The organism is Lewinella sp. W8, assembly GCF_004375085.3.
Classification (GTDB): Bacteria; Bacteroidota; Bacteroidia; order Chitinophagales; family Saprospiraceae; genus Neolewinella.
Genome location: NZ_SNAQ03000001.1, coordinates 83138 through 105016 on the forward strand (window position 1 = coordinate 83138; position 21879 = coordinate 105016).

The 21879-nt window shown below is 57.7% G+C and carries 21 protein-coding genes; 8 read left to right on the forward strand and 13 right to left on the reverse strand.

Translation table 11 applies throughout. From position 1 onward, the window contains the following. Positions 1-316 precede the first annotated feature (316 nt). The 3 genes from E1J53_RS00340 to E1J53_RS00350 form a co-directional block, all read right to left on the reverse strand. Entirely contained in the window at positions 317-883 is a 567-nt protein-coding gene (locus E1J53_RS00340) for a hypothetical protein (protein WP_134269991.1), read from the reverse strand. A gap of 12 nt (positions 884-895) precedes the next feature. After that, on the reverse strand, positions 896-2257 hold the full coding sequence (locus E1J53_RS00345; protein ID WP_134269992.1) for a T9SS type A sorting domain-containing protein: 1362 nt from the start codon (positions 2255-2257) through the stop codon (positions 896-898). Between the two features lie 76 nt (positions 2258-2333). Next, positions 2334-3776, reverse strand: a complete 1443-nt coding sequence (locus tag E1J53_RS00350; RefSeq protein WP_173021311.1) for a M14 family zinc carboxypeptidase — start codon at positions 3774-3776, stop codon at positions 2334-2336. Positions 3777-4040: 264 nt separating this feature from the next. Here E1J53_RS00350 and E1J53_RS00355 point away from each other — a divergent pair, with 264 nt between their 5' ends. Then, positions 4041-4286: a GlsB/YeaQ/YmgE family stress response membrane protein gene (locus E1J53_RS00355; RefSeq protein ID WP_134269994.1), complete on the forward strand. Its 246-nt coding sequence runs from the start codon at positions 4041-4043 to the stop codon at positions 4284-4286. A gap of 15 nt (positions 4287-4301) precedes the next feature. After that, the gene (locus tag E1J53_RS00360) at positions 4302-5057 is read left to right on the forward strand and encodes a metallophosphoesterase (RefSeq protein WP_134269995.1); all 756 of its coding nucleotides are present in this window, start codon (positions 4302-4304) and stop codon (positions 5055-5057) included. A 102-nt stretch (positions 5058-5159) separates the two neighbouring features. Here E1J53_RS00360 and E1J53_RS00365 read toward each other — a convergent pair whose 3' ends face one another. From E1J53_RS00365 to gpmI, 6 genes are all read right to left on the reverse strand, one after another. Next, positions 5160-5843 carry a TIGR04283 family arsenosugar biosynthesis glycosyltransferase gene (locus E1J53_RS00365; RefSeq protein ID WP_173021312.1) on the reverse strand — a complete coding sequence of 228 codons (684 nt, stop codon included), beginning with the start codon at positions 5841-5843 and terminating at the stop codon, positions 5160-5162. After that, positions 5758-6069, reverse strand: a complete 312-nt coding sequence (locus E1J53_RS23925) for a hypothetical protein (RefSeq protein WP_173021313.1) — start codon at positions 6067-6069, stop codon at positions 5758-5760. Before E1J53_RS23925 ends, E1J53_RS00365 begins: the two co-directional genes overlap by 86 nt. A 40-nt stretch (positions 6070-6109) precedes the next feature. Then, a complete protein-coding gene (locus tag E1J53_RS00370; protein WP_134269997.1) occupies positions 6110-7234 on the reverse strand; it encodes an aldose epimerase family protein in 1125 nt (374 codons plus the stop codon). A gap of 46 nt (positions 7235-7280) precedes the next feature. Then, positions 7281-8447 carry a methylmalonyl-CoA mutase family protein gene (locus tag E1J53_RS00375; protein WP_134269998.1) on the reverse strand — a complete coding sequence of 389 codons (1167 nt, stop codon included), beginning with the start codon at positions 8445-8447 and terminating at the stop codon, positions 7281-7283. 98 nt (positions 8448-8545) lie between these two features. After that, the gene (locus E1J53_RS00380) at positions 8546-9265 is read right to left on the reverse strand and encodes an META domain-containing protein (RefSeq protein ID WP_134269999.1); all 720 of its coding nucleotides are present in this window, start codon (positions 9263-9265) and stop codon (positions 8546-8548) included. Positions 9266-9325: 60 nt separating this feature from the next. Next, positions 9326-10861 carry a 2,3-bisphosphoglycerate-independent phosphoglycerate mutase gene (gene gpmI / locus E1J53_RS00385; protein WP_134270000.1) on the reverse strand — a complete coding sequence of 512 codons (1536 nt, stop codon included), beginning with the start codon at positions 10859-10861 and terminating at the stop codon, positions 9326-9328. 507 nt (positions 10862-11368) lie between these two features. On the opposite strand from gpmI, the gene E1J53_RS00390 reads away from it, so the two are divergent. Both E1J53_RS00390 and E1J53_RS00395 read left to right on the forward strand, forming a co-directional pair. Then, complete coding sequence (locus E1J53_RS00390) at positions 11369-11764, forward strand: DUF4783 domain-containing protein (protein ID WP_173021314.1); 396 nt, start codon at positions 11369-11371, stop codon at positions 11762-11764. Positions 11765-12288: 524 nt separating this feature from the next. Then, a complete protein-coding gene (locus E1J53_RS00395; RefSeq protein ID WP_173021315.1) occupies positions 12289-14682 on the forward strand; it encodes a M12 family metallo-peptidase in 2394 nt (797 codons plus the stop codon). On the opposite strand, the gene E1J53_RS00400 is transcribed toward E1J53_RS00395, so the two are convergent. Beyond that, the gene (locus tag E1J53_RS00400; protein WP_134270003.1) at positions 14666-15694 is read right to left on the reverse strand and encodes a glycosyltransferase family 9 protein; all 1029 of its coding nucleotides are present in this window, start codon (positions 15692-15694) and stop codon (positions 14666-14668) included. The genes E1J53_RS00395 and E1J53_RS00400 overlap by 17 nt on opposite strands. 449 nt (positions 15695-16143) lie before the next feature. Between E1J53_RS00400 and E1J53_RS00405 the strand changes: the two genes are divergently transcribed. After that, positions 16144-16425 carry a hypothetical protein gene (locus tag E1J53_RS00405; RefSeq protein WP_134270004.1) on the forward strand — a complete coding sequence of 94 codons (282 nt, stop codon included), beginning with the start codon at positions 16144-16146 and terminating at the stop codon, positions 16423-16425. Then, positions 16425-16643, forward strand: a complete 219-nt coding sequence (locus E1J53_RS00410; RefSeq protein WP_134270005.1) for a hypothetical protein — start codon at positions 16425-16427, stop codon at positions 16641-16643. The genes E1J53_RS00405 and E1J53_RS00410 overlap by 1 nt, the downstream gene beginning before the upstream one ends. Before the next feature lie 17 nt (positions 16644-16660). Here E1J53_RS00410 and bioD read toward each other — a convergent pair whose 3' ends face one another. Together bioD and hemH are read right to left on the reverse strand one after the other, a co-directional pair. Further along, on the reverse strand, positions 16661-17314 hold the full coding sequence (gene bioD / locus E1J53_RS00415) for a dethiobiotin synthase (protein ID WP_134270006.1): 654 nt from the start codon (positions 17312-17314) through the stop codon (positions 16661-16663). Positions 17315-17456: 142 nt separating this feature from the next. Further along, on the reverse strand, positions 17457-18542 hold the full coding sequence (gene hemH, locus E1J53_RS00420; RefSeq protein WP_134270007.1) for a ferrochelatase: 1086 nt from the start codon (positions 18540-18542) through the stop codon (positions 17457-17459). A 261-nt stretch (positions 18543-18803) separates the two neighbouring features. On the opposite strand from hemH, the gene E1J53_RS00425 reads away from it, so the two are divergent. Further along, positions 18804-19586, forward strand: a complete 783-nt coding sequence (locus tag E1J53_RS00425; protein WP_134270008.1) for a hypothetical protein — start codon at positions 18804-18806, stop codon at positions 19584-19586. On the opposite strand, the gene E1J53_RS00430 is transcribed toward E1J53_RS00425, so the two are convergent. Further along, entirely contained in the window at positions 19587-21023 is a 1437-nt protein-coding gene (locus E1J53_RS00430) for an oligosaccharide flippase family protein (protein WP_134270009.1), read from the reverse strand. It lies immediately after the preceding gene. Between the two features lie 151 nt (positions 21024-21174). Here E1J53_RS00430 and E1J53_RS00435 point away from each other — a divergent pair, with 151 nt between their 5' ends. After that, positions 21175-21711: a helix-turn-helix domain-containing protein gene (locus tag E1J53_RS00435; protein WP_134270010.1), complete on the forward strand. Its 537-nt coding sequence runs from the start codon at positions 21175-21177 to the stop codon at positions 21709-21711. Positions 21712-21879: the final 168 nt, after the last annotated feature.

Sequence of the window (21879 nt, forward strand, 5' to 3'; positions counted from 1 at the left end):
CGAAGGTCAGTGCCTCCCGCAACAGATGCCCCCCTCGTGGGATGAGGCGGGCATTCGTTGTCGGGAGATAAAAATTTCACGCTTTACCGATTGTGTCAAATAGTGTTCGGACGCCGTTTCACTTGGCTATGCCTTCGCGAAACAGGCTTCCGACCACGGTTTATCCCTGGCCAGAATAATGGATGTATCACCCTACATTCTACGAAAGTCCCGGGCTCCGGTGAGTGGTACACGGCACCTGCACGGGAGTGCCCAAAGGAAAGCTCCCGAGCTAGGTATTTGGCACTAATTCCTGCGTCGCCCCACTGGCCATAACCTATTCCATGATCACGTCAAAACTCCTGATCTGGGCGTTTAGGGGAATGGAGGTAAACAGGATGGTATCGTTGAATACCCGGGTGATTTCTCCGCCCACGGACAGCGGCATGTACAGTTCATTCTGCCCCAGACCGATTTCTTCGTTACCGGAAGGACAGAAGAGTAAATCCTGGGGGAAGGCCAGAATGGCGGATCCCCACTCGACGGTGTTCGGGGAGGGGAAATTATCCATTGGCCAGTCGTCCTTGTCAATGCGCAAAATGGCACGGGCCCGAAACTGGGTTCCCGAAGAACTGGCCGAAATAACGGTGGAACGCAGTAGGTAATCGCCGGTATTTGTGGTCCGGAAGCCCCGATTGATCCAGTCAACGAGTTCTAGCTGAAAGTAGTAGCCGGAATCCCGCCAGGTTTTTTGTTGAGGGAGAGCGGTAAACTCCCGGATGAACTCCTCGGTGATGATCGGCGGAAGGGTGTCCGTTTGCGGAGCCATGACGGGCGGGCTCATGGGAACCGCATACTGACCGGGAAAAAAGGTGAGGTTGAGCAGTAGGATGATGAGATACATGGTCTCTGATTTTTACTTGCGGTTAGGAATGACGAGGCGTTGCAGGTGAACCAGTTGCTGCTGGTTGCGGACGCGCAAGACGTACGGCCCGGAAGGCAAGTCAAGGTCGATGGAAGTAGATTGGTGGGAGCGGACGTTTTGTTGCAGCACCAGGCGCCCCTGGGCATCGAAGACTTCCATGGTAAAGGGGTGGACGTCCTGCCCAAAATCACAGGAAAAGGAGGTGCCGGGCAGGTAAGGGTTAGGCACCCGGCAAGTCGAAGGCAGGTCAACTTCCTCCACGTCATTGATGAGGTCCGCCGGAGTGTGAATCGCGGTGATGCGCTGCGAATAAACCTCATTCTCCCAGGCTTGGGTGGTCATATTCCAGGATTGCATGCCGGTACGGACTTTCGCCAGGCCGTACTCGTCCAGTTCGGTCTGGTAGCGGAGGAAGTTGGTCCATTCCTGGGTGCCGTTGTCCCACTGCTGGATGCGGGAAAGGAGATTGTCCCCCGAAAAGGTATAGTCGACCCGGCCATCGTTTTCCCAGTCGCCGGACCACCGTTGGACGACTTGTCCGGTGGGGCGGTTGAACTCATCGAATTCGTACCGTGCCCGATCGGCCTCCTGCCAGCTGCTCTGGGTGGCGTTCCAGGTGAAGAAGGTCGACTCCGTCCAGAGGCCATCTTCGTAGGTGAAGTCCTGCCGCAGCTGGTTCACCCAGGCGTCTTCGTCTACGGACCAGACTTGGGAAAAGGCCTGCTCAACAAAGTACGGGGGCGCATTGTCGGGGCCGTAGAGCCATCCTCGGCGGCGGATGTTCCGCCAGTTACCCTCGAACCAAAACTGCAGCGTTTGGGAGGTGGTGCCGCCGTTGCCGTTGTAGGTGCTGAGTTTTTGGCTCAGGTTTTCCCATGCTGCGCCGTTCCAGCGTTCCAGTAGGACCATAGTTTCCTGATCATCGCCGTCGTACACGTAGCTCCACCGACGCTGGTTCCGCAGCGTATCGCCGTCCAGGACCTCCCGGACACGCATCAGGATGAGGTCGTCTTCCACCTCGGTGGTTTCCCGGCGTCGGTCGCGCCATTCCCGCAGTTGGCTGGACCAGATTTGCTCGGTGATGGTGGTGGTGTTTCCCGCGTAGCTGAACAGACGGCGCTGGGAGGGGACCCAGTTACCCGAACCGTTGAAGGTTTCCAGGACCCTTTCCAGGGGCCGTCCCATTTCATCGTAGGCCGGATAAGATACCCGGAAATCGGGGGCAAAGGTGGTGGTGCCGGGGATGCCCCGCTCGCCGTAGAGGGAGTCGAGTAACACGGGGTCCATGCGCTGCCCCATAAGGCTAGTACACAGCAAAAGGGACCCCACCAGGGTGAGTAGTTGTGCTTTCATATTCCTGAGTTTTGGTAGTGACGTTAAAGCTAGGGGATTTCCACAAGGGAAATTATCGCAGTTAAAATTCGGTCCGTCAGGGCTTCCGCAACCGCCCGTCAATCACCACGCCCCACAGCTGGTCCGCTTGATCATACAGCAATAAATCCGGCCGGTGGCCGGGGGCCACGAGGGTGTCGGCCGTGCCGTTTGGTGGCAGAATCGTCAGCTGATCCTCCATGGGGTGGCGGAGTTGCCAGCTGGTGCCGACTACGGCCGTGTAGCCCCGTTTGTAGAGCGCCCGGGGGTCGAGTTGGTGGATGGCCAGACTGTCGTGGACGCCCGGCAGCGCCCGCCCCGGGCGGGCACGGAGGCCTTCCTCCCGCACGTCGACGTAGGCCCCGAAGGTGTGTAAATCTCCCACGTCGCTGACGTAACCGCGGGAAGTGTAGTCACGGAAATCGGGGGGCAGGCTGCGCTCGGAGCGGCGGAAGGCAATGTCCATCAGGAAGTCCCCGTCGGGGCGTTCCAACGTGACTTTTTCCAGGCGCAGGTCGTGCATGCCGTTGAACTTGTTTTCGGGGATGGCGAAGTAGTCCTCCTGGGCGTAATCTTCGTATTCCCCGGTAGCGATGCTGTGGAGGCCGGCAATGAGGGCTAGCAAATTGAGCCGCCGGATTACCTGCTTCTCCGGGTCGTCCCGCAAACCGCCGGATTCGATGAGGATAGTGCGGGTGCCCCATTTCTGGAGGTTGTCCCCGAAGGCACGGGGTTCGAAGTCGTCGTTGTAGCGGCCCACCTGACCGGGGATGTCCCGCTGCCAGATCCGATCCATCCGGGCGATGAGCTGCATGGCGTCTTCGCGTTTGTCGCTAACGGATTTCTCCCAGTCGAAGGCGGGGGCGAGAATGGACAGGGCGCAACTCTTTGTGCTGGGGAAGCCCGCGCCGTAGTAGGTGCTCTGGTCGTGGAGGTTGAAGCCCCAGTCGGCGTCGAGTCGGTCCCGCTCTGCTTTGAGCAGGCGGGCCTCCGGACTGGTGAGGTGCAGGGCGTCCCGGTTCAGGTCGATGCCGAGGGCATTACGCCGCGCGTAGCGCGCGGCCCCGTCGGGGTTGAGCATCGGCAGGAAGGTGAGCTGGAGTTGTTGGTCCAGGGTGGTGCGCAGATCGGCCAGGGTGGTATCCGTGGAGGAAAGCCAGTTGAAGAGGTCGAAGAGGGCCGCCGTGGCGGTGGGTTCATCGCCGTGCATCTGGGACCAGAGCAGGACCGTAGTTTTTCCACTTCCCCAGCGCACCCGCCACAGCGGGCGGTTTTCTACCGAGCGCCCGGCGGTATCGACCGTAAAGGTCGCGGGCAGCTGTTGGATCAGAGGCTGGAGGTCGGGTTGCTTGAAGCGGCGGGTGGTGATGGTCGTTTCCCGGGCTGCCTCCAGGCTTTCAACGACCGCCATGTAGGGGAAATCCCTTTGGGGCATATCGGCGGAATCACCGCAGGCAAACAGGAGTAAAAAGGCGAGAAGAGGGTAGAGACGGTAGTACATGGAAGAAAGGTAGGGCGATATTCCCATTGAGGTTGTAAATTGGGCAGGTCACCTCGTTCGTGGTACTCAAGCTGTTGTGGTCGTGCTTAACGACTAGGCGGTTGATGGCCGGGAACGCTGAAGCGGTGAGATCATGCATTGTTGCCCGGAAAACGGAAGGAACCTTGGCTCATCCCGACGACCATTGCTCCTGCGCGTAAGCGCCCAAATGCGCTGCCGCAAGAACAACGAAAACAAAAACCATAAACCTAAACGCAAGTAATTATGAGTTGGTTAGCCTGGATTGTATTTGGCCTCATTGCCGGAGCACTCGCAAAATTGATCATGCCCGGACCGGACGGTGGCGGGTGGCTTAAGACCATCCTGCTGGGTATCGTGGGCGCCCTCGTCGGAGGTTGGGTTGGCACCCTGCTGGGAGTCGGAAGTGTACAGGGCTTCGACCTTGGTTCAATGGCCATCGCCGTTGGCGGCGCACTCATCGTCCTCTTCATCGGGCGAAAATTCTTCTAAAGAAAGTCCGTTTTTGTGGCCTTACGCATCGCGCAAGTCACTGACTTGCACTTACTGGATTCCGGGGAGCAACTGATGCACCTCGACGTAAACGAGCGGTTGGAACGCGTGCTGCGGCACGCGTCCGCCCTCGACCCCGATGCCTATTTTCTGACGGGAGATTTCTGTGCCCGGGACCCGGAGCAAGAAGTGTATCACCGGCTCCGACCGGTGCTGGATGCGCTCCATAAACCCTATTACCTCGCGCCGGGCAACCACGACAACCGGCAGATGATGCGCAACGCCTTTTTTCTGGAGGGGCACGGAGCAAGCCCGATCAAGGGACTGGTGCGGGTAAAGGGACGCGATTTTCTATTTCTGGATTCCAGCGCCGGCGTAGTGGACGACGAACAGGTGAACTGGTTGGCCAAGGCCATTACCATCTACCCCGAGGCTGCCGTGGTGATGCACCATCCTCCCGTCCTGATGGGAGTTCCCTTCATGGACAATAAATATCCCCTGCGGGACACCCAAAACCTGCTCCACATCCTGACCAGCGACGGCCGCCGCCGCCGCATTTTCTGCGGCCATTACCACACCTCCCGAACCGTCAACCACGAAAATCTTGAGGTATTTCTCTGTCCGCCAACCAGTTTCTTCCTCGATAGCACCCACCCGGAGTTCAAACAGGAACTCCTGCCCCCCGGCTACCAGATGATGGAATGGACCGATGATGGAGATTTTCGCTGTGTGCCGTATTACGTGGGGGAAGGCGGAGGAGAAGAAAGCTGAGGCTCCGGAAGAGGCTTGCTCCGCAAGCCGGTCGTCAAGGCCAAGGAAAAATGAAGACGGAAGTCAGAAGAATGGAGAACCTTCTCCGAGCGTCCGGATGGCCTACCGCCGAAACGCCCAATTGTGAATGGCCGCCAGTTGCCGCTGAGGAACGCCCACCCGGTAGAGTAGGTAGATCAGGGTGAAAATCGCCTGGGTGAAGACCACTCCGTATTCGACGTAGCGGCGGGAAGAAGTAGTAACGGCCGCCGGATGAACGGTGAGCCGCCCGGTGCGCCGCCGGAGGCGGCGGATAAGGTCATGCCCCTCCATCAAGCGGTGATCTTCGCGAAAACCACCGACGGCAAGAAAGTCCTCCCGGCGAACGAGGAGGGACTGGTCACCGTACCGAAAGGCATCAACGTCAAACTGACTGCACCAGGAATAAAAGCGGAGCAGCGGGGAGTCCTCCTGCCCGGAAAACCGTAACCTGAAGGTCAGGGGATGGGTCTCCTCCTGGATGGCGGAAAACAGAATCTTCACCCAATCCGATGGCGGCGAGGTGTCCAGATGAAGAAAATATAGGTAGCTACCCCGGGCGTGTGCCGCACCGGTATTCATCTGCCGGGCGCGTCCCCGAGCCGAAGCAATGATGCGACAGCCCAGCGCTCCAGCTATGCGGAAAGTGTCATCGTCGCTACCGCCGTCTACGAGGATGATTTCAATGCCGGTGGCGGGAAGCGTATCCGAAAGCGTCCGTATCTGCTGCTTCAGGATGCTGGCCTCGTTCAAGACGGGAATGATCACGGAGCACCAGGGTGTCTTCACCGTAGGCTTGTGAATGGCTGCGTTCATGATCAGTGGCCTCATGCTTCTTGGGCAGGTAATGAATGATGGCGGCGGCCAGTCCGATGCCCAGCAACCAGTAATCGAACAGCCCAACGCCGTCATTGATTAGCACTTCGACCATTTTTGCGCCGAGCAGCAGTCCGAAAGCGCCGTAAATTAAGATTTGCTGAATACCTTGCTTCATGGGGAATAGGATTGTCAACACCTTCCCCAGCCGCAGGTCCTTACTCAAAGCGATACACCGTGGTGGTCCGGTAAGTTTCTCCGGGGTTGAGTACGGGCGTAGCGAAGTTTTCCTGATTCGGAGAATCGGGAAAGTGTTGTGTTTCCAGACAGATGGCAGCGTGGGTAGGTATTGGTGTGTTGGGGCGCACGGTAAATTGTCCTTCCGAGAAGTTGGTCGTCCAGATTTGTACCCCTGGTTCGGTGGTGAAGCACCGCATGGCCCGGCCCGAGGCCGGGTCTTCCAGTCGGGCGAATTCCCGCAGGGAACCATCGTAGTTATTGATGACCCAGTTGTGATCGTAGCCATTGGGGATTTTCAACTGGGGGTGATCCGCGTTGAGGTCCCGGCCGATGGCCTTGGCCTCAGTGAAGTCGAAGGGCGTACCCTTTACCGCCGCTATTTCCCCGGTGGGGATCATGTCTTCTTTGACGGGGGTGAAGTAGTCTCCGTCCAACCATAAATGGTGGTCCAGAATGGTGCCGGAACCCGCCAGGTTGAAGTAGGTGTGGTTGGTCAGGTTGACCACGGTGGTTTTATCGGTGGTCGCCGTATACGCTATGCGCAGTTCGTTGTTGTTGGTCCATTCGTACTGGCAACTGACTTCCAGTCTGCCGGGAAAGCCCTGATCTCCGTCGGGACTAATGAGCGATAGCATCAGCATGGCGCTGGTATCCGTAGTGCGGGTTTCCGCGGTCCAGAGGCGCCGGTTGAAGCCTTCCGGGCCGCCGTGGAGTTGATGGCCGTTTCCGTTGGGTGCCAATTTATGGGTGTTACCCTCCAGGGTAAAGGTGGCTCCGCCGATCCGGTTACCGTAGCGGCCCACCAGAGCGCCAAAGTAAGGGTTGGGGCCGAGGTGCTCTTCGAGGGTTTCGTAGCCCACGGTCATCTCCGTATCCTGGTAGCGGATGGACTGGACGATGCCGCCCCAGTCGGAAATGACCACCTGATGGCCGGCCTCATTCGTCAGGGTGTAGAGAGAAGCCGTTCCGTAGGGACTTTCTCCCCAGGTTGATTGACTGATGGTGGGCATATTGGGAATGTTTTCTGGGCTACTTTCGGGTCCGACAGAATCGCAGGCGGAGAGTAAATGAAGACAAAGCACCAGAAACAGGAGTTGGCGCATTGGGGTAATGTTTTAACTTCGGTTCCCGTTCATCGGGAGGGAGAAATTAGAAAACGGTCGCCTGGGCAAAACCTCCCTGTTCTTCGATGCTCTTGAAACGGCCCCAGGCGCTTTCCACCAGGGCGTCGGTAAGTTTTTCCAGGTAGAAGCTTCCCGCTGCCGGGTCGGGCAGCTGGCCGAGGCCGCTTTCCAGCCGCAGCAGGTGCTGGACGTTACGAGCCATGCGCCGCCCGAAGGGGGTAGGAGTTTTGTCTGGGCCTTCGGCAGGTGCCAGGAAAATGGTGTCCGCGCCGCCCGTAACGGCGGCCAGCGCCTGGGTCGTCAGGCGCAGAAGGTTCTCGTCGCGCTCGTTGGTCAGGGTGCCAATGTCGGAGTGGGCCGCAATCTGCGTGGGCGCTGGATTGTCGACCCCGAAATCCCGCAGGACGTTCGCCCACAGCACCCGGAGGGCACGTAATTTGGCGACGTCGGTATAAAATGAAGTGCCCACCGTGAAGGCAAACTTGAGGTGACGGTGCGCCAGCCCGGGAGGGTAGCCGCGCTCCTGCAGTTGCGCCAGGTACTCGGTTCCCTTGGCAATGGCCAGGGCGAGTTCGTCGTCCGCCATGCCGGCACCGTTGTTGAAGCCGGCAGCGTTAACCTGCAGCACCCGGAAACCCGGCATCCACCGCTGCACGAAATACATCAGCCGGATGAGGGGCGGGAAGGGCGGATCGCTCCAGTCTAGCAGCGGGTCAAAATCGACCGAGCCGGTAATCTTACTCAGGTCGTATCCCTGCTTTCTCAGGTAGCGCACCAGATCCCGGAAGAGTTCGGCCGGATCCTGGCCGGGATACCGCAGGGCACAGTGTAGCGAAATCATGTCTACGCGGACGTCTTTGAGAATCGCCGCAATGTCGTCGGGGCCGGGCTGACGGAACAGGCGGAACAGCAGTGCTTCGGCGCCGCCCGAAAGTTCCTCCAGCGCGTAGGTATTAATGTCAGCGTTCGATTTGCCGTCAACGTAGGCGCCAATGGACCATCCGGGCTGACGGTTCAGGGGCTGCCGGGCGGGGACCTCATCCGCGGTATACAGGGGCTCCATCCGGATGCGTTCGTTGAGCTCCCAGTCCAGCGTCTCAACGCTCTTACCCTTCAGCTCTTTGTTGACCTGGGTCAGCCAATCTTCCTTGCCGGTTGGCGCAAAGGGGACGTGGTTGTCGGACGATGCCATAGTATATTTTTTGACCGCTTAAATGTAGGCATTCCCCAAAGTTATCCCCCGATTCCCGGGCGCTTCTTTACGAAATCACCAAGAAAAATGGCCTTTCCTCAGGGACAGGTGCTTTCCTCTGACAGCTTGCGGACTTTGCGAATCCGCAGTGCCTTGGGATGGCCCTCCGCAGCGGGGTTGTCGACAACGTCGCCCTCTACGGTGAGGAGTGCGGGCTCCCCGGGGCGGCCCAGTTCCAGATAGGTGCGCTCCAGCTCCCGGTAAGCTTCGCCCTCCTGCAGGACGGCCATCCGCATCCCGTCTTCACAGCGCTCGAAGCCAGGAGCATCCGCCATATAGGTAAACAAACCGACGATGCCCGTGACCTGCTTTTCGGACACCTGAATGCCGGAGTCCTTTCGCCGGAAGTTTAGTTGTCCACTTGCTCCCGAAAGGGTTAACCGGTCTCCAGTTACGGCGTAGCCGACGTCCCCGTTGAGAATATTGAGGAATAACTGTTCCTGAGAGGAAGCCTCCTGGCAGAACATCTTGGTGGCCATCACACCGGGAACATTGAGTTTGGCCCCGGAGAGCTGCCAGTCTCCGCCGAAGCTGTTGCAGCCCGTGTTGCCGCCGATCTGCCCGTCGGATATTTTTACGAAGGCGCGGTCATTGACCGCAGGAATAACCTTACCCTCCATTTCACAGCTGACCAGGACCCATTCCGAGGGTACGGGAAGCACGGCTTTGGCGGATTGCTCGCCGGCGGAGGCGTCGGGTTTGGGTTGACAGGCCATAAGACTCAGGATGGTGAAAACCAGGAATAGGGGGCGATGCATGATGGATGGGTTACGTGAAAAGGAGGGAGGACCGCACCTGCGGTCCCCCGCAAAAATTAATCAGGCGATCAACGACTGCCCGGTCATGGCGGCGGGAGCCTCAACGCCCATCAGCTCCAGGAGGGTAGGGGCCACGTCGCCCAGTTTTCCACCTTCCCGGAGGCGGAGGTCCTTTCTGGGGCCCACGTAAACCACGGGGACGAGGTTGGTGGTGTGGGCCGTGTGTACGCTACCGTCTTCGTTTTTCATGATGTCAGAGTTGCCGTGGTCGGCAATGACGATGGTGTGGTAGCCGGCAGTTTTCGCTGCTTCCAGTAGCTTACCCAGGCATTCATCCACGGCGGCTGCCGCCGCTTTGGCGGCTTCCCAGTCGCCGGTGTGGCCCACCATGTCGGTGTTGGCGTAGTTGAGACAAATGAAATCCGGAGCGTTTTCTTTAATGTCTTTGACGATGGCTTCCGTCACCTCGTAGGCACTCATTTCCGGTTTTTCGTCGTAGGTCTCCACGTCCCGGGGTGAATCAATCAGAATGCGCCGCTCTCCGGGGAAAGTATCTTCCTGGCCCCCGCTGAAAAAGAAGGTGACGTGAGCGTACTTTTCCGTTTCGGCGATCCGGACCTGGGTTTTTCCTGCTTTACTGACGACTTCCCCCATCGTTTCTTTGGGGTCATCGGGGGGGAAGAGCACCTCCACGTCCCGAAACTTGTCGTCGTACTGCGTCATGGTCAGGTAGCGCAGCTCCGAAAAGCACTTCATATTTTGCTCCGGGAAGTCTTCCTGGGTGAGGGCCCGGGTAATTTGGCGGGGCCGGTCGGTACGGAAGTTGAAGGAGATGACCACGTCACCTTCCTGGATTACCGCCACGGGATCGCCGCTGGCGTCGGTGTGGATGATGGGCTTGAGGAACTCATCCGTTTCTCCATCGTCGTAACGGCTCTGTACGGTAGCCAGAATATCCCGGGTCTTTTCACCCGTTCCGCGTACCAGCGCATCGTAGGCCAGCTTGATCCGCTCCCAGCGCGTGTCCCGGTCCATGGCGTAAAACCGGCCCGTCACCGTGGCGACTTCCGTGGGTTGGTCCGCGATGTGTTGGGCCACCGTTTCGAGGAAACCCTTGCCGGAGGTGGGCGCCACGTCCCGGCCATCAGTGAAGGCATGGATGAAGACCCGGGTGTTGCCCGCTTCGGTCGCGATATCCGACAACCGGAGCAGGTGATTGAGGTGGGAGTGAACGCCTCCGTCACTGACCAAACCCATCAGATGGACCGCACGGTCCTTTTCCCGGGCGTAGGTTAGGGCGTCCTGTAGGGCGGTAATTTTAGCCAGCTCGCCGTCGCGAATGGCTTTATTGATCCGGGCAAAATTCTGGTAAACTACCCGTCCGGCACCGATGTTGAGGTGACCTACCTCGGAATTGCCCATTTGTCCTTCCGGAAGCCCGACCTCTTCCCCAAAGGTGATGAGGGTGCTGTGGGGTTCCTCCCGGTAAATGCGGTCAAAATTAGGGGTGTCGGCTTGCGCGATGGCGTCGGCTTCCGGGCGCTGTCCGAGTCCCCAGCCGTCTAAGATTACGAGTAGTGATTTTCCGGAATTCATATGGTTGGTCTAAGTCAATGGGGGTAGCAGGGCGCTACTGCGGACGAAGGTAAGCATTAAGAAAAAATGCGTGTGGGGTGCCTATGAACTAATCCGATGCCCTAAAATCCTGCGATTTACGCTCCGATCGGGGGATATAGCGATCCGTTTTTCGTGAATTTTCCTTAGGATTCTGCTAAAAGCACCAGAAGTGTTAGGAATTCACGTTGGTGGTGTGGGGAAGGTTTTGCCCCCCAAGGAAGGGCGTTTTTACGGAGAAAATGCCGGATTGGCTGGCCTTGTCCAGCCCGGCGGGGGGGCATCGGACCGGTTTTTTTGGTTGGTTTCCGGACAAGTCTTAACTAAAATTTAGCAATCCCCATCACAATGGGGGCGTTCTATTGTCCATACGTACGTGACATTTGTGTGCGGATACGTCTAATAAACAGAGATTTAGCCGCACACCACAACTCCCGGACAACTGGAGAGGTGGTCACTACGCACTCACTTGGCATAAATGATATTCCCATGAAATCCATAATTTTTCTTTGCCTGGCTATTCTTGGCCCCGTCCTGCCGGCTTCCACGCAGGCACCCGTTGGGCTGGATGATGTTTGTCGCGCCATTGGCGGCGGCAAGGTCTCCGAACTGATAGCCGTGATGGATACGGAAGTCGAACTCACCATCCTGGACCAGGAGGACATCTACAGCCGCGAAGCGGCGGGAGCACAGCTCCGGGAGTTCTTCGGTAATTTCAGCCCGACCAGCTTCGGGAAGGTTCACCAGGGTGCCTCCAAGGCCAACGATGCGGAGTACTGCATTGGTAAGCTGGCCACCGCGAAAGGTTCCTTCCGCGTTTACATATACGTTGCTAAAAAAGGTAACTCGATTGTCCTTCAGGAGCTGAAGTTTGATCGGGAATAAGCCCTTCGGAATAAAAACATTTCTGGCCGCCGTCACGAAGAAGATTCGTGACGGCGGCTTTCTTTTGGGGCGAATTTGGCTTCCCGTTTCTACCCTTTTTATTACCGCTCCGTAAACGAAATAGAAAAGACAAACTAGGCTTTAAATGCTCACGTTATGTTCGCGATCCCCAGGAGACGACTGCTTTGAACACAGGATGAAAACACATAAAACGGGCTGCTTCTCGTAGGCCTTTATCCCGACAATTCCCGCTGAACATATTGGTTTTGCTACGTTCTTCCCCGTAGCCAGTAAGCTGGTACCTTCCCCCGCCACACCATCACTGCTGCATTGCTGGCACCGGTCTTTCGGTGGACGATACCCCCATTTCTGGAGGTTCGGAATTGCACTTCCCCCCGGGAGTGGTAGCCAGCTATTTCCTAACTTAGCACGGCTGTCCCAAAGGCCGTGTCATTGTTACTCTCGTTCTTATGTACTCTCGACACGTTTTTTTGAGTACCCTTTTGGTACTCCTGTTTAACACAGTGTTCTCTCAAATTGAAAGTAAAACCAAGTTCTCCGACCCCGGTGATATTTTCCGGCTCTCCGAGCAGAAAAAAGCCGATCCGGTACTCCGGGAAGAATTAGGAGAATTTAGCTTACTCAGCGTCAACCCGGAACACTATTCATCATTGCTTGCGGCTTCTCCCGAAGAATGGGAGATGCTCCTTCCTAGTGCTCTGCCGGACCAACCGGCTCTGCACCTGCGGCTACGCCCCAATCACTTTCTGGCGTCGGGCTTCCGGCTGCGCGCGGCCTCCGGCGCTCCGGTTGATCCGCGAACCTTCCTCGGCCACCACTACGTGGGCGAAGTGGTGGGCGTTCCCGGAAGCCGGGTAGCCCTGAGCTTGCTGGAGGAAGAAGTTACCGCCACCATCAGCCAGCCCGGGCGGGAACGACTGGCCCTGGGACGATTGCGAACCCAACAAAAAAGTGCCACCGAGACGCTCTACGTGCTCTTCCCGGACCGGCAGCTGCAGGACCGGCAGGAACTGGACTGCGCAACCCCGGACAGTGGCATTGGCTACTCGGATAAGGAACTGCAAACCTCCGAAGCCAAAAACACCGGAGGCTGCGTGGAGGTGTTTTTTGAAGTGGACTACGACATCTTCTTTGACAAGGGAAGCATCGCCGCCGCGGCGGCTCACGTCGTGGCCAACTTCAACGAAGTGTCCATCCTCTACGATGAAATCAACGTCAATCTGGAGATCAGCGAACTGCTGGTCTGGGACCAGCCCAGCCCCTACTTCGGCACCTCCAGCAGCGCCATGCTGACCCAGTTCCAGTCCAACCGCACCTCCTTCAACGGGGATCTGGCGCAGCTGGTCAGCTACCAGGCCAGTGGCGGTATTGCGGTCCTGGACGGATTGTGCCACCCCTTCTCTTCGGCGCGGATGAGCTTCTCCAGTATTCACCCCAATTTCCTTTCGGTGCCGCTGTACAGCTGGTCCACCATGGTCATTGCCCACGAGCTGGGCCACCTGCTGGGCAGCCAGCACACCCACGCCTGCGTCTGGAACGGGAACAATACCGCCATCGACGGATGCCCGGGATGGACGGAAGGTTTCTGCGGAACGCCGGGCATTCCGGCTTCCGGGGGAACGATCATGTCCTATTGCCATCTGACGCCGGTGGGTATCAATTTTGAACTCGGTTTTGGCGATCAGCCGACGGCCGTGATTCAAAACCGGGTGGCCGCCGCTCAGGACTGCGTCCAGGCTTCCTGCGCCTCGCCCCCCGATAATGGTGGCGGTGACGACGGGGAGGATGACGACGATGATGACGAGCCGGCCATCGTTTGCGACGCACAAACGGTCTACCTTAAACTGACGCTCGATGATTTCGGAATGGAAACCACCTGGGATTTACGGGCCGAAGGCGGAGCGGTACTGGCCACTGGAGGACCATACCCCAAAAAGCAAAAAGGACGGGTGATCCGGGATACGATTTGTGTCTCCGACGGCTGCTACCTGTTCACCATCCGCGACAGTGACAACGATGGCATCTGCTGTGAATACGGTAACGGTAGCTTCGAGTTGACCGACTCTACGGGAACCATCCTGGGAAGCGGTGGCACCTTTGATACCCTGGACATTGTCGATTTCTGCCTGCCGGATATTCCGCCGGTAGACGATAGCAACTGCCTGACGATCAACTTCGAGAAGGAACCCGTCATGTCCTACGGCACCAACCAGGATGCGGGTTCGGCCGAAATACAGGAGGACGGAGAGATTCTCGTGCTCCGGAACAATGCCTGGAAAGCGGTTGAGTACCCCTATACCGTAACTCCGGATACGTGGCTCTCCTTCTGGTTTAAATCCACCAGGAAGGGCGAAGTGCACGGTATCGGCCTCGACGATAATATGGTGATCTCTTCCAACCTGACCTTCCGCCTGTACGGTACCCAGAGCTGGGGAATCGGAGACTTCAGCAGTTACGACGGCAGCGGAGAGTGGGAATACTACGAAATTCCGGTCGGTCAGTACTACGAAGGAGAGGCCACCTACCTGTTCTTTGCCGCCGATCATGACGTCGGCAGCCGGGACGGCAACAGCTACTTCCGCGACGTCAACCTGTCCGAAGGTGGCCCCTGCCTTGGGGAAGAACAGCTTCCGGCACCGGGTAGCTCGCTTCTGGAAGAAGAGGGTTTACGTATTTACCCGAATCCGGTAGACGATCAGCTGGAAATCCGTACGCCCGCGGATGCGGGTACGATTCAGTATCAGGTCCTGGACCTGACGGGAAGGGAACTGCAGGCCGGTAATTTTTCCGGCACCTCCTGGTCGGTCAAAGTGTCTCAGCTGCCGGCCGGCAGCTACCTCTTGCGGCTGGAAGGTGACCGCTTATCGGAGAGTAAAAAATTTACGGTAGTGCATTAGGCAGCAGGGCCCGGGCGGCGGCCACCAGGTCGGCCGGACTTTGGTCCAGAATGCACCGGAAGTGCCCCTTGGGGCACGCCTGAAAACCAATTTTTGAGCACGGGCGGCAGGACAATCCAGTGATTTCCTGCCGCCGCTCTTTTTCCTCCGCTTCGGCTCCGGGAAGATAGGGGTACATCCCCAGGTCCGGAACGGTATTCCCCCAGACGCTGATGATGGGTTTGCGGAAGGCCGCCGCGATGTGCATCAGTCCCGTATCGTGGGTCAAAACGACCTGGGCCTGGCGGACGAGGTCCGCGGAGCCTCCCAGGGAAAATTTTCCGCAGGCGTTGTGGACGTGGTCATTTCCCTCCGCCAGCCGCTCACCAAGGGCCGCTTCCGCCGGACCGCCAAGCAGCACGACCGGGGCCGGAAATTCCCGGCAAACGGTGGCCATTTGCTCCTCGGAAAGCCGTTTGGTGGCGTGGGCCGCCCCAATGACGAAGGCAAGATAATGCGGGGGGAGCCCCACTTCTTCCGGGTGGACCTCATCCTCGGAGGCAATAAAATAATCCAGTCCGTGCCCGTCTTTCCGTACGCCCAGCCTGGCCGCAGCCGCCAGGTAGCGATCCACGATGTGGAGATCGGGCATCCGATTGATGCCCAGGCGGGTAAGCAGAAATTTGCGAAAATTCAGCTTGTTGAACGTAGCCGTACGGGGGCGTGGCCGCAGGTGCCGGAGCGCGTGCACAAGGAGCCGGGTCTTTACCTCCAGACTCCGCAGGTTCCCGTGCAGGTCAATGAGGTAGTCATAGTTTTCCCGGACCAATTCAGCGGCGATTTCACTGATGTCTTTTTTGATGGTCCAGACTCGGTCCAGATGAGGATTGCCCTTCAGCACGGCCGCGAAGCTGGCCTTGGTCAGGAAGTGGACCTCAGCACCGGCCTGCTGTTTTACCCCGCGGATGACCGGGGTGGTGAGCACGATATCCCCGATGGATGAGAAGCGGATGATGAGCACTTTGGGGGGCATGGCGGCAAAGGTAATTCCCGGAGCGTTAGTTAGCGTAAAATCAGCTCGCGGCCACCTTCCGGCCGACCGGGTTGAAAGGGGAGATTCTTAAGTATCTGTGGGCTTCGCACGGAGAATGCGTGGGATATAGTCGTAGACTGTTTCGCAAGGTTTCATCAGCGATTCCTGCGGAATCGCGACAGTTTAGTGGGGCAAACGGTAGCGGCAGGAAATTTCCTGCCGCTACTGGAAAATTCAAGGGCTTGATTGCCAGATGATTAATTCACAGGACAGCCTGGATAAAGTCGGTGTTCCTGGCCCTAACTGACGCGATCCGACGCTTCGGGGAGAATACTGGTCGAATTTATAACCTCCCGCGGTCGAACGGGTTGATCTGCATACCAGGCCCCGCCTATCTTTCGGTATCTGCTCACCCCGAATCCCCGAAAGGATTCCCTAACCAAATTCCCATGACCTTCGTAAAATCCCTGCTCCGAATCGCCCGCAAATCTTCCGCTTCCTCCCGTTCCGGAGTTCCGGACGGCTTATGCCCGAACTGCTGGGGGAGGGCGGAATACGGCGGACAATTCTACGATGCCGTAAGGAACCGCGGCCTGGACGCCAACCACAAGGACGAAGACGTGGGTTGGGTGCAGGATTACGCCACCAAACATCTGACCGGGATCGTTCTGCACCGTAGTGAAGGGCAATTGCTGTGCCGGAAGTGTAAGGTAACCTACCGGCCCTCCTGATGCGGAAAGTGGATATGGCCACCTATCTGGATCGCCCGGAGCGCTACTCCCTGCTGCCGGGGGACGCCCCCGGAGCCCCCAGTTGCCCCTACGGCAACCAGTACCGGTGGGTCGGATACGACCGGAAACGGGAAGAATTCGTCCGGTTTACCAAGTCGGTCTTCAAGCGCGTGATGGCTTCCGTAGCCCCATCCCCTTCGGAAAGAAAAGGGGAGTAGGCGTTCCGGAGTCAATACTAGCCCAGCGATTCGCGCACAATTGCGCCAAGTTCATCCACCAGCCGGGCAATGACTTCCGGGGTCACCTCCTCCAGTTCTGGTAGTTCTACCAGGGGCGCGAGGCCCGTTTGGGCCTCAATGATGCGTACGGTTTCCGGGTTGTTGCCACCGCTGTAGATCAGCCCCGCAATCGGAATGCCCCGGCGGCGCAGCAGATCAATGCTCAGCATGGTGTGGTTAATGCTGCCGAGGTAGTGCCGCGAAACGAGGACTACGGGAAGCTCCAGATGGACAATCAGATCGGTGATGGTCTCTTGCTCGTTGATGGGCACCAGAAGACCACCGGCTCCCTCTACGATCAGGGGCGCTTCCGGGTGATCGGGCAGGGTGAAATCCGTCAGGGAAATTTCCACCCCGTCTACCCGGGCGGCGTAGTGCGGACTGGCGGGCGTCTGCAGGGCGTGGGTGCCGGGAACGATCTGGTGGTCGGCCGCGCCACTCCAGTACTGCACCCGGTCACTGTCGGTTTCGTCCAGGTCGCCGGCCTGAATGGGTTTCCAGTAGTGGGCGTCCAGGCAGGCCCTCAAAAATGCACTGGTGACGGTCTTCCCGATACCGGTATGGATGCCGGTGACGAAATATCGTTTAGAGCTTGTTTGGATTTTGGTCATCTGGCCGAATTTGAGAATTTTTTAGTGGTAGCGAGGCGGGAAAACCGGAGTTTAGCAGCGCTAAATGAGGATTTTCCCAACGAAACTAGCGCTAAAAAAGGCCAACTGGAGGTCGATTATTAAATTCCAAACAAGCTCTTGCTCATCCAGCAACGGTTTCGGTTGTCTCCGCGCGAATCATGTCCGTTACCGCACCGACCCACCGGGGATCGTCGTTCAGACTGGGTACCAGATCAATGTGCTCCCCGCCCCATTCCTCAAATTCTTCCTGATACTCGAGGCCGATTTCGATGGTGGTTTCGAGGCAGTCCGCCACGAAGGCGGGGCTGAAGCACAGCAGCTTTTTGGCGTTTTTTTCCTTGGCCCATTCTTCCAGGACGTCAATGGTGTAGGGTTTGGCCCAGTCATCGAAGCCGAGTCGGCTCTGGAAGCTGGTCGTGTACCGGTCCTGGGGAAGCCCCAGCTCCCGGGCGATGGCCCGGGTCGTTGCGTGGCACTGGGCAGAGTAGCAAAACTGGTTGACCCGGCCGATGGTGCTGCAGCAATCCTGCTGCACGTAGCAGTGATTACAGTTGTCCGCTTTCTTGAGTTGCCGCTGGGGCAGTCCGTGGTAGCTGAAGATGATGTGGTCGTACTGGTCCAGATCACCCATCTCCCGGGCATTGTCGGCGAATACCTTGATCATGGCCGGATGCTCGTAGTAGCTGTTGATCAGGTTGACGTTGGGGATGGTCTCCTTACGGGAAAGAATCCGCATCACCTCCTGGTGTACGCTGCCGGTCGTAGCGCTGGCGTACTGGGGGAAGAGTGGGAAAATGGTGATGGACGAGACTTGCTCGGCTAGCAGCTCATCAAGGGCCGATTCAATACTGGGGCTTTGGTAACGCATCGCCAACCTTACCGCGTACTCATCACCCAGCTCCGCGGCAACCCTTTCCGTGAGCACCTCACCGTAATACTTCAGCGGACTACCGTTTTCCGTCCACAGCTCCTTGTACAATTTCGTGGAGCCGCCCAGCGCAAACGGATTGACGAGGCCGGAGCGAACGGGAGCAATGATACCGCGCACCAGCAGCTGCCGGGCCGGACCGGGGAGACTATCGATTACCCGACCGTCGGTAAGAAATTGTCCCAGATAACGATTGACGGCTCCCCGGGTGGGAGCATCAGGAGTACCGAGGTTGACCAGCAGGACCCCCTTTTTGCCAAAGTGTTTTTGTACGTGCATGTTGTAAGGTGATTACTCCCCGTAAACGACGGGAGGGCTATTCGGTTGCAACAATAAATAACTGTTTACGATCAGCGGACAATTTCGGAATCCCAGGCTTCCGGGACCTTCCTGAAAAACTTAACATAGAAAAGAGAGCAGTCTGCGAACCGAAGCTTGTCCGTGCCGTTAGCCACTTAACCCCGGATACCAAATTTGCTTTGACCAGATCAAGAAACACCCTGAGCCCACCTACGAAGGTCTCTCTTATCTACACCCATTATGTCCCTCAGCAAAAGCCCCGATCACCGTACCTGGAAGGTTGTCTTATTACTTACTTTCCTGGCCGTTGTCCTGGTCAATTATTTACCCTTCATTTTTTTGGAATGGGAGAATCGTTTTGAAGACGATCCGGATACCCTGGTGGATGCGACCGGAGAGGCGTTTGCCATTTGGGGCATCATCTTTCTGGGCATGATTGCCTTTAGTCTGTTTCAGTTTAAGGAGTCTCGGCACAGCCCGGCGCTGCGTCAGGCATACGTATTCCTTTTTGTGGCGGGGCTGGCGAGTATTGCGTTTGTCCCGGTTAGTTTTACCAATATTCAACTCTTGACCGCCATTAATCTGTTGTGGCACCTGGTGGCTCTCATCGCGGCCAATCGTGCTCTGCGGGCGCATCGTGCCCAAGGAGCGATACGTACCGGATGGATATACGCTGCACCTTCCATTTACCTGGGCTGGGTGTCCGCAGCAACGGTAATTGCCATGGCCCTGGGGCTGCAGGAATTGGGAGTGTCTTTACCCACAGAGACGGGCACGGCTCTTGCGGCCATTCTACTGTTGGTGTTGTCGGGGATCGGCATCTGGCTAACCCTTAAAGATGATGGTGTGTATGGCCTGACCGTCGCCTGGGCATTAGCGGCCATTGGGGTGGAGCAGGCCGGCTACCCCATGGTTCGGTATACCGCCTGGGGCGGAGCGATCCTGGTGGCCCTGCTGGCGCTTTCGCGCTTGGTGCGGAGCGAAACGATTTTTTTCTACGGGAGTGCCCGGAACGACCGGTGATTACGGGCCTTCGCCCATAAGTTTTCGGGTGCCCTCCAGGTCAATGAGCCGGGTTTGCAGGGCAAACGCGAGTCCGAGAATGCCCATCATCGTCGCTTCGAGTAGCCAGGGCCAGTCCAGATACATCAGGGCGAGGCCGCAGGTGCCAAGGATGAGGGCAAGGAGCAATATTTTGGGCCAGCCCACCAGGCCCGCCGCTACGTCAAGCCATCGGTGGGCGAGGACGGCCTGGGTCAGGGCGATCAGCCCCTGGGTAGCCAGGGTGGCCATGGCGGCGCCGGTGGCACCGTAGTGCGGCAGCAGGAGCAGGTTACCCACAACGTTGAAGGCGATGCCCAGGGCGAAGATGCGGTTCATTCTTCCGATCAGGGCGGTACCACTCAGGAGGGCACCATAGGCGTAATTGAGGCATTGCGCCACGAAGCTCAGCGACAAAAACACCAGAATGTGACCGGTGCGGGCTTCGGCGAAGTCGTAGAGTAGTTCAACGACCGGCGCGGCGTAAAAAGCCAGCGGAACGGCAATGATCAGGGCCGTCGAAACGAGGAGGCGAGTGCTGAACCGCAGCAGGGGCTTCCAGTCTTCCTGGCGGACGTACATCCGCGCGTACATCGGCAGGAGTAATCCGGCCAGGAGCCAGCCAAACATATTCATGGCATCCAGGAGGCGGTACCCGGCGGCGTAGTGGGCCGCGGCTTCTGCTCCCTCCACGAGGAGCCGTTCGATCATCACGGCATCGGCCCGGGTGTAGGCAGTAGCCAGGAATACGGCGAGGGCGTAAGGGGCACCCCCGCGGAGCAATACGCGGAAAGTGGCCCAGTGAAATTTAGGCCAGATACCCGTGAGTTTGCCCCTCAGTACGATCAGCAAGGCACCTGCGGTGATCGCCCAGGAAAACAACTGCCAACCGGCAAAATGCCAGATGGTGAGCTGCCCGGGAGCCAACAGCAGCATCCCCCCGACCCCCACAATCATGATGCTCTTATCGGCGATGCTGAACCAGCCATCGAGGCGGAACCGCCCCAGCCCGGAGAGGTTCGACCGAAGATAAAGCACCAGGCTGTTCATCAACTGCACGCCCCCGGCGATGATCAACAGCAGCAGGGCTTCCTCCCGGTATCCGAGCACGAGTCCCAGCAGCAACAGGGCCCCGAAAAAGAGCAGGCCCAGGATGATTTTCAGCCCCACGAAATACGGGAAATACTTGGCCAGTAATTGTCGGTGGCCGCTCAGCATCCGACTGTTGTAGAGCTGCAAACCAAAATCGGCGATCACTTGGAGTAACATTCCGAATCCCAGCAGCGCAAAGTAGAGGCCATAGTCTTCTTCCGGCAGCACGTTCTGCACCACCCGGTCAATCCCGAACAGGTAAACACCCTTAACGATCAGGTTGAGGCTTAGCTGCAAAACGGCCACGCGAAAAAACTGGCGAACCATGATGCGAAGGTACTACCCAACCCCTTCCCACCCACCACCAGACTAACCGACCAACGAACTAACAGACTAACAGACTAACAGATGTGGTGCGCACTAGAGTTCTATTACTTCTAATCGCATCAAAGATATACTAACTTTAGGGTCAAAATTGATGATGCCCCATAGCCTTGCTACTCGAGAGCAGATGGTCTCCTTTTTTGAGAAGGGTATGAACCGGCGTGCCATAGCTGCCAAGTTGGGTGTCAGCTATGGCTCAGTCTGTAAGTTGATCAAAGCCTATTTAGCTCAGGGGCGATCGGCCCTGTCTACCAACTATCAAAACTGCGGACGTAAGGCAACCTACGACTCGCGTATTTATGAGCGGGCTGTTGAAATGAAAGGCGAAAACAATTTGCTTGGAGCTGGTTACATCCTGCTCCAACTTGCCGAGGAATTTCCTGGTCAGGCGCTTCCCAAGGAGCGACAACTGCAGTATGTCTTTAAGCGAGGTGGATTACAACCCCAAAAGACGCGTCGTCCACGTGATGAATCGGGGTGGGCTCGTCAGCCTTTGGAATGTGTGCAAGTCGACGCCAAAGAGCGATTGCATACCGCCGACGGTCGACCATGTTGTTATCTGAACTACGTAGATGAAGCTACGGGAAGCGAACTGGACGCTTTCGCTTTCCCCCTACGGCCGTATAAGTGAAGTTCCTGCCTTTGAGGTCTTCCAAACTTGCCTATACGTCATGCATCGATGGGGGTTCATCAAATGCTTTCGTTTCGACAATGGCCGCCCTTTTGGAAGTCCGGACTTAGACACCGTCACGCCAGCTGCCTTCGTACTCGCCGCTCTGGGTTGTCGACTGATCTTCAA

Coding starts and splice junctions, on each gene's coding strand:
- gpmI (WP_134270000.1), bottom strand. CDS start 10,861: ATGAATTCCGGAAAATCACTACTCGTAATCTTAGACGGCTGGGGACTC.
- E1J53_RS00410 (WP_134270005.1), top strand. CDS start 16,425: ATGCGGAAAGTGGATATGGCCACCTATCTGGATCGCCCGGAGCGCTAC.
- E1J53_RS00405 (WP_134270004.1), top strand. CDS start 16,144: ATGACCTTCGTAAAATCCCTGCTCCGAATCGCCCGCAAATCTTCCGCT.
- E1J53_RS00390 (WP_173021314.1), top strand. CDS start 11,369: ATGAAATCCATAATTTTTCTTTGCCTGGCTATTCTTGGCCCCGTCCTG.
- E1J53_RS00380 (WP_134269999.1), bottom strand. CDS start 9,265: ATGCATCGCCCCCTATTCCTGGTTTTCACCATCCTGAGTCTTATGGCC.
- E1J53_RS00425 (WP_134270008.1), top strand. CDS start 18,804: ATGTCCCTCAGCAAAAGCCCCGATCACCGTACCTGGAAGGTTGTCTTA.
- bioD (WP_134270006.1), bottom strand. CDS start 17,314: ATGACCAAAATCCAAACAAGCTCTAAACGATATTTCGTCACCGGCATC.
- E1J53_RS00345 (WP_134269992.1), bottom strand. CDS start 2,257: ATGAAAGCACAACTACTCACCCTGGTGGGGTCCCTTTTGCTGTGTACT.
- E1J53_RS00435 (WP_134270010.1), top strand. CDS start 21,175: ATGATGCCCCATAGCCTTGCTACTCGAGAGCAGATGGTCTCCTTTTTT.
- E1J53_RS00355 (WP_134269994.1), top strand. CDS start 4,041: ATGAGTTGGTTAGCCTGGATTGTATTTGGCCTCATTGCCGGAGCACTC.
- E1J53_RS23925 (WP_173021313.1), bottom strand. CDS start 6,069: ATGAAGCAAGGTATTCAGCAAATCTTAATTTACGGCGCTTTCGGACTG.
- hemH (WP_134270007.1), bottom strand. CDS start 18,542: ATGCACGTACAAAAACACTTTGGCAAAAAGGGGGTCCTGCTGGTCAAC.
- E1J53_RS00375 (WP_134269998.1), bottom strand. CDS start 8,447: ATGGCATCGTCCGACAACCACGTCCCCTTTGCGCCAACCGGCAAGGAA.
- E1J53_RS00430 (WP_134270009.1), bottom strand. CDS start 21,023: ATGGTTCGCCAGTTTTTTCGCGTGGCCGTTTTGCAGCTAAGCCTCAAC.
- E1J53_RS00340 (WP_134269991.1), bottom strand. CDS start 883: ATGTATCTCATCATCCTACTGCTCAACCTCACCTTTTTTCCCGGTCAG.
- E1J53_RS00350 (WP_173021311.1), bottom strand. CDS start 3,776: ATGTACTACCGTCTCTACCCTCTTCTCGCCTTTTTACTCCTGTTTGCC.
- E1J53_RS00400 (WP_134270003.1), bottom strand. CDS start 15,694: ATGCCCCCCAAAGTGCTCATCATCCGCTTCTCATCCATCGGGGATATC.
- E1J53_RS00370 (WP_134269997.1), bottom strand. CDS start 7,234: ATGCGCCAACTCCTGTTTCTGGTGCTTTGTCTTCATTTACTCTCCGCC.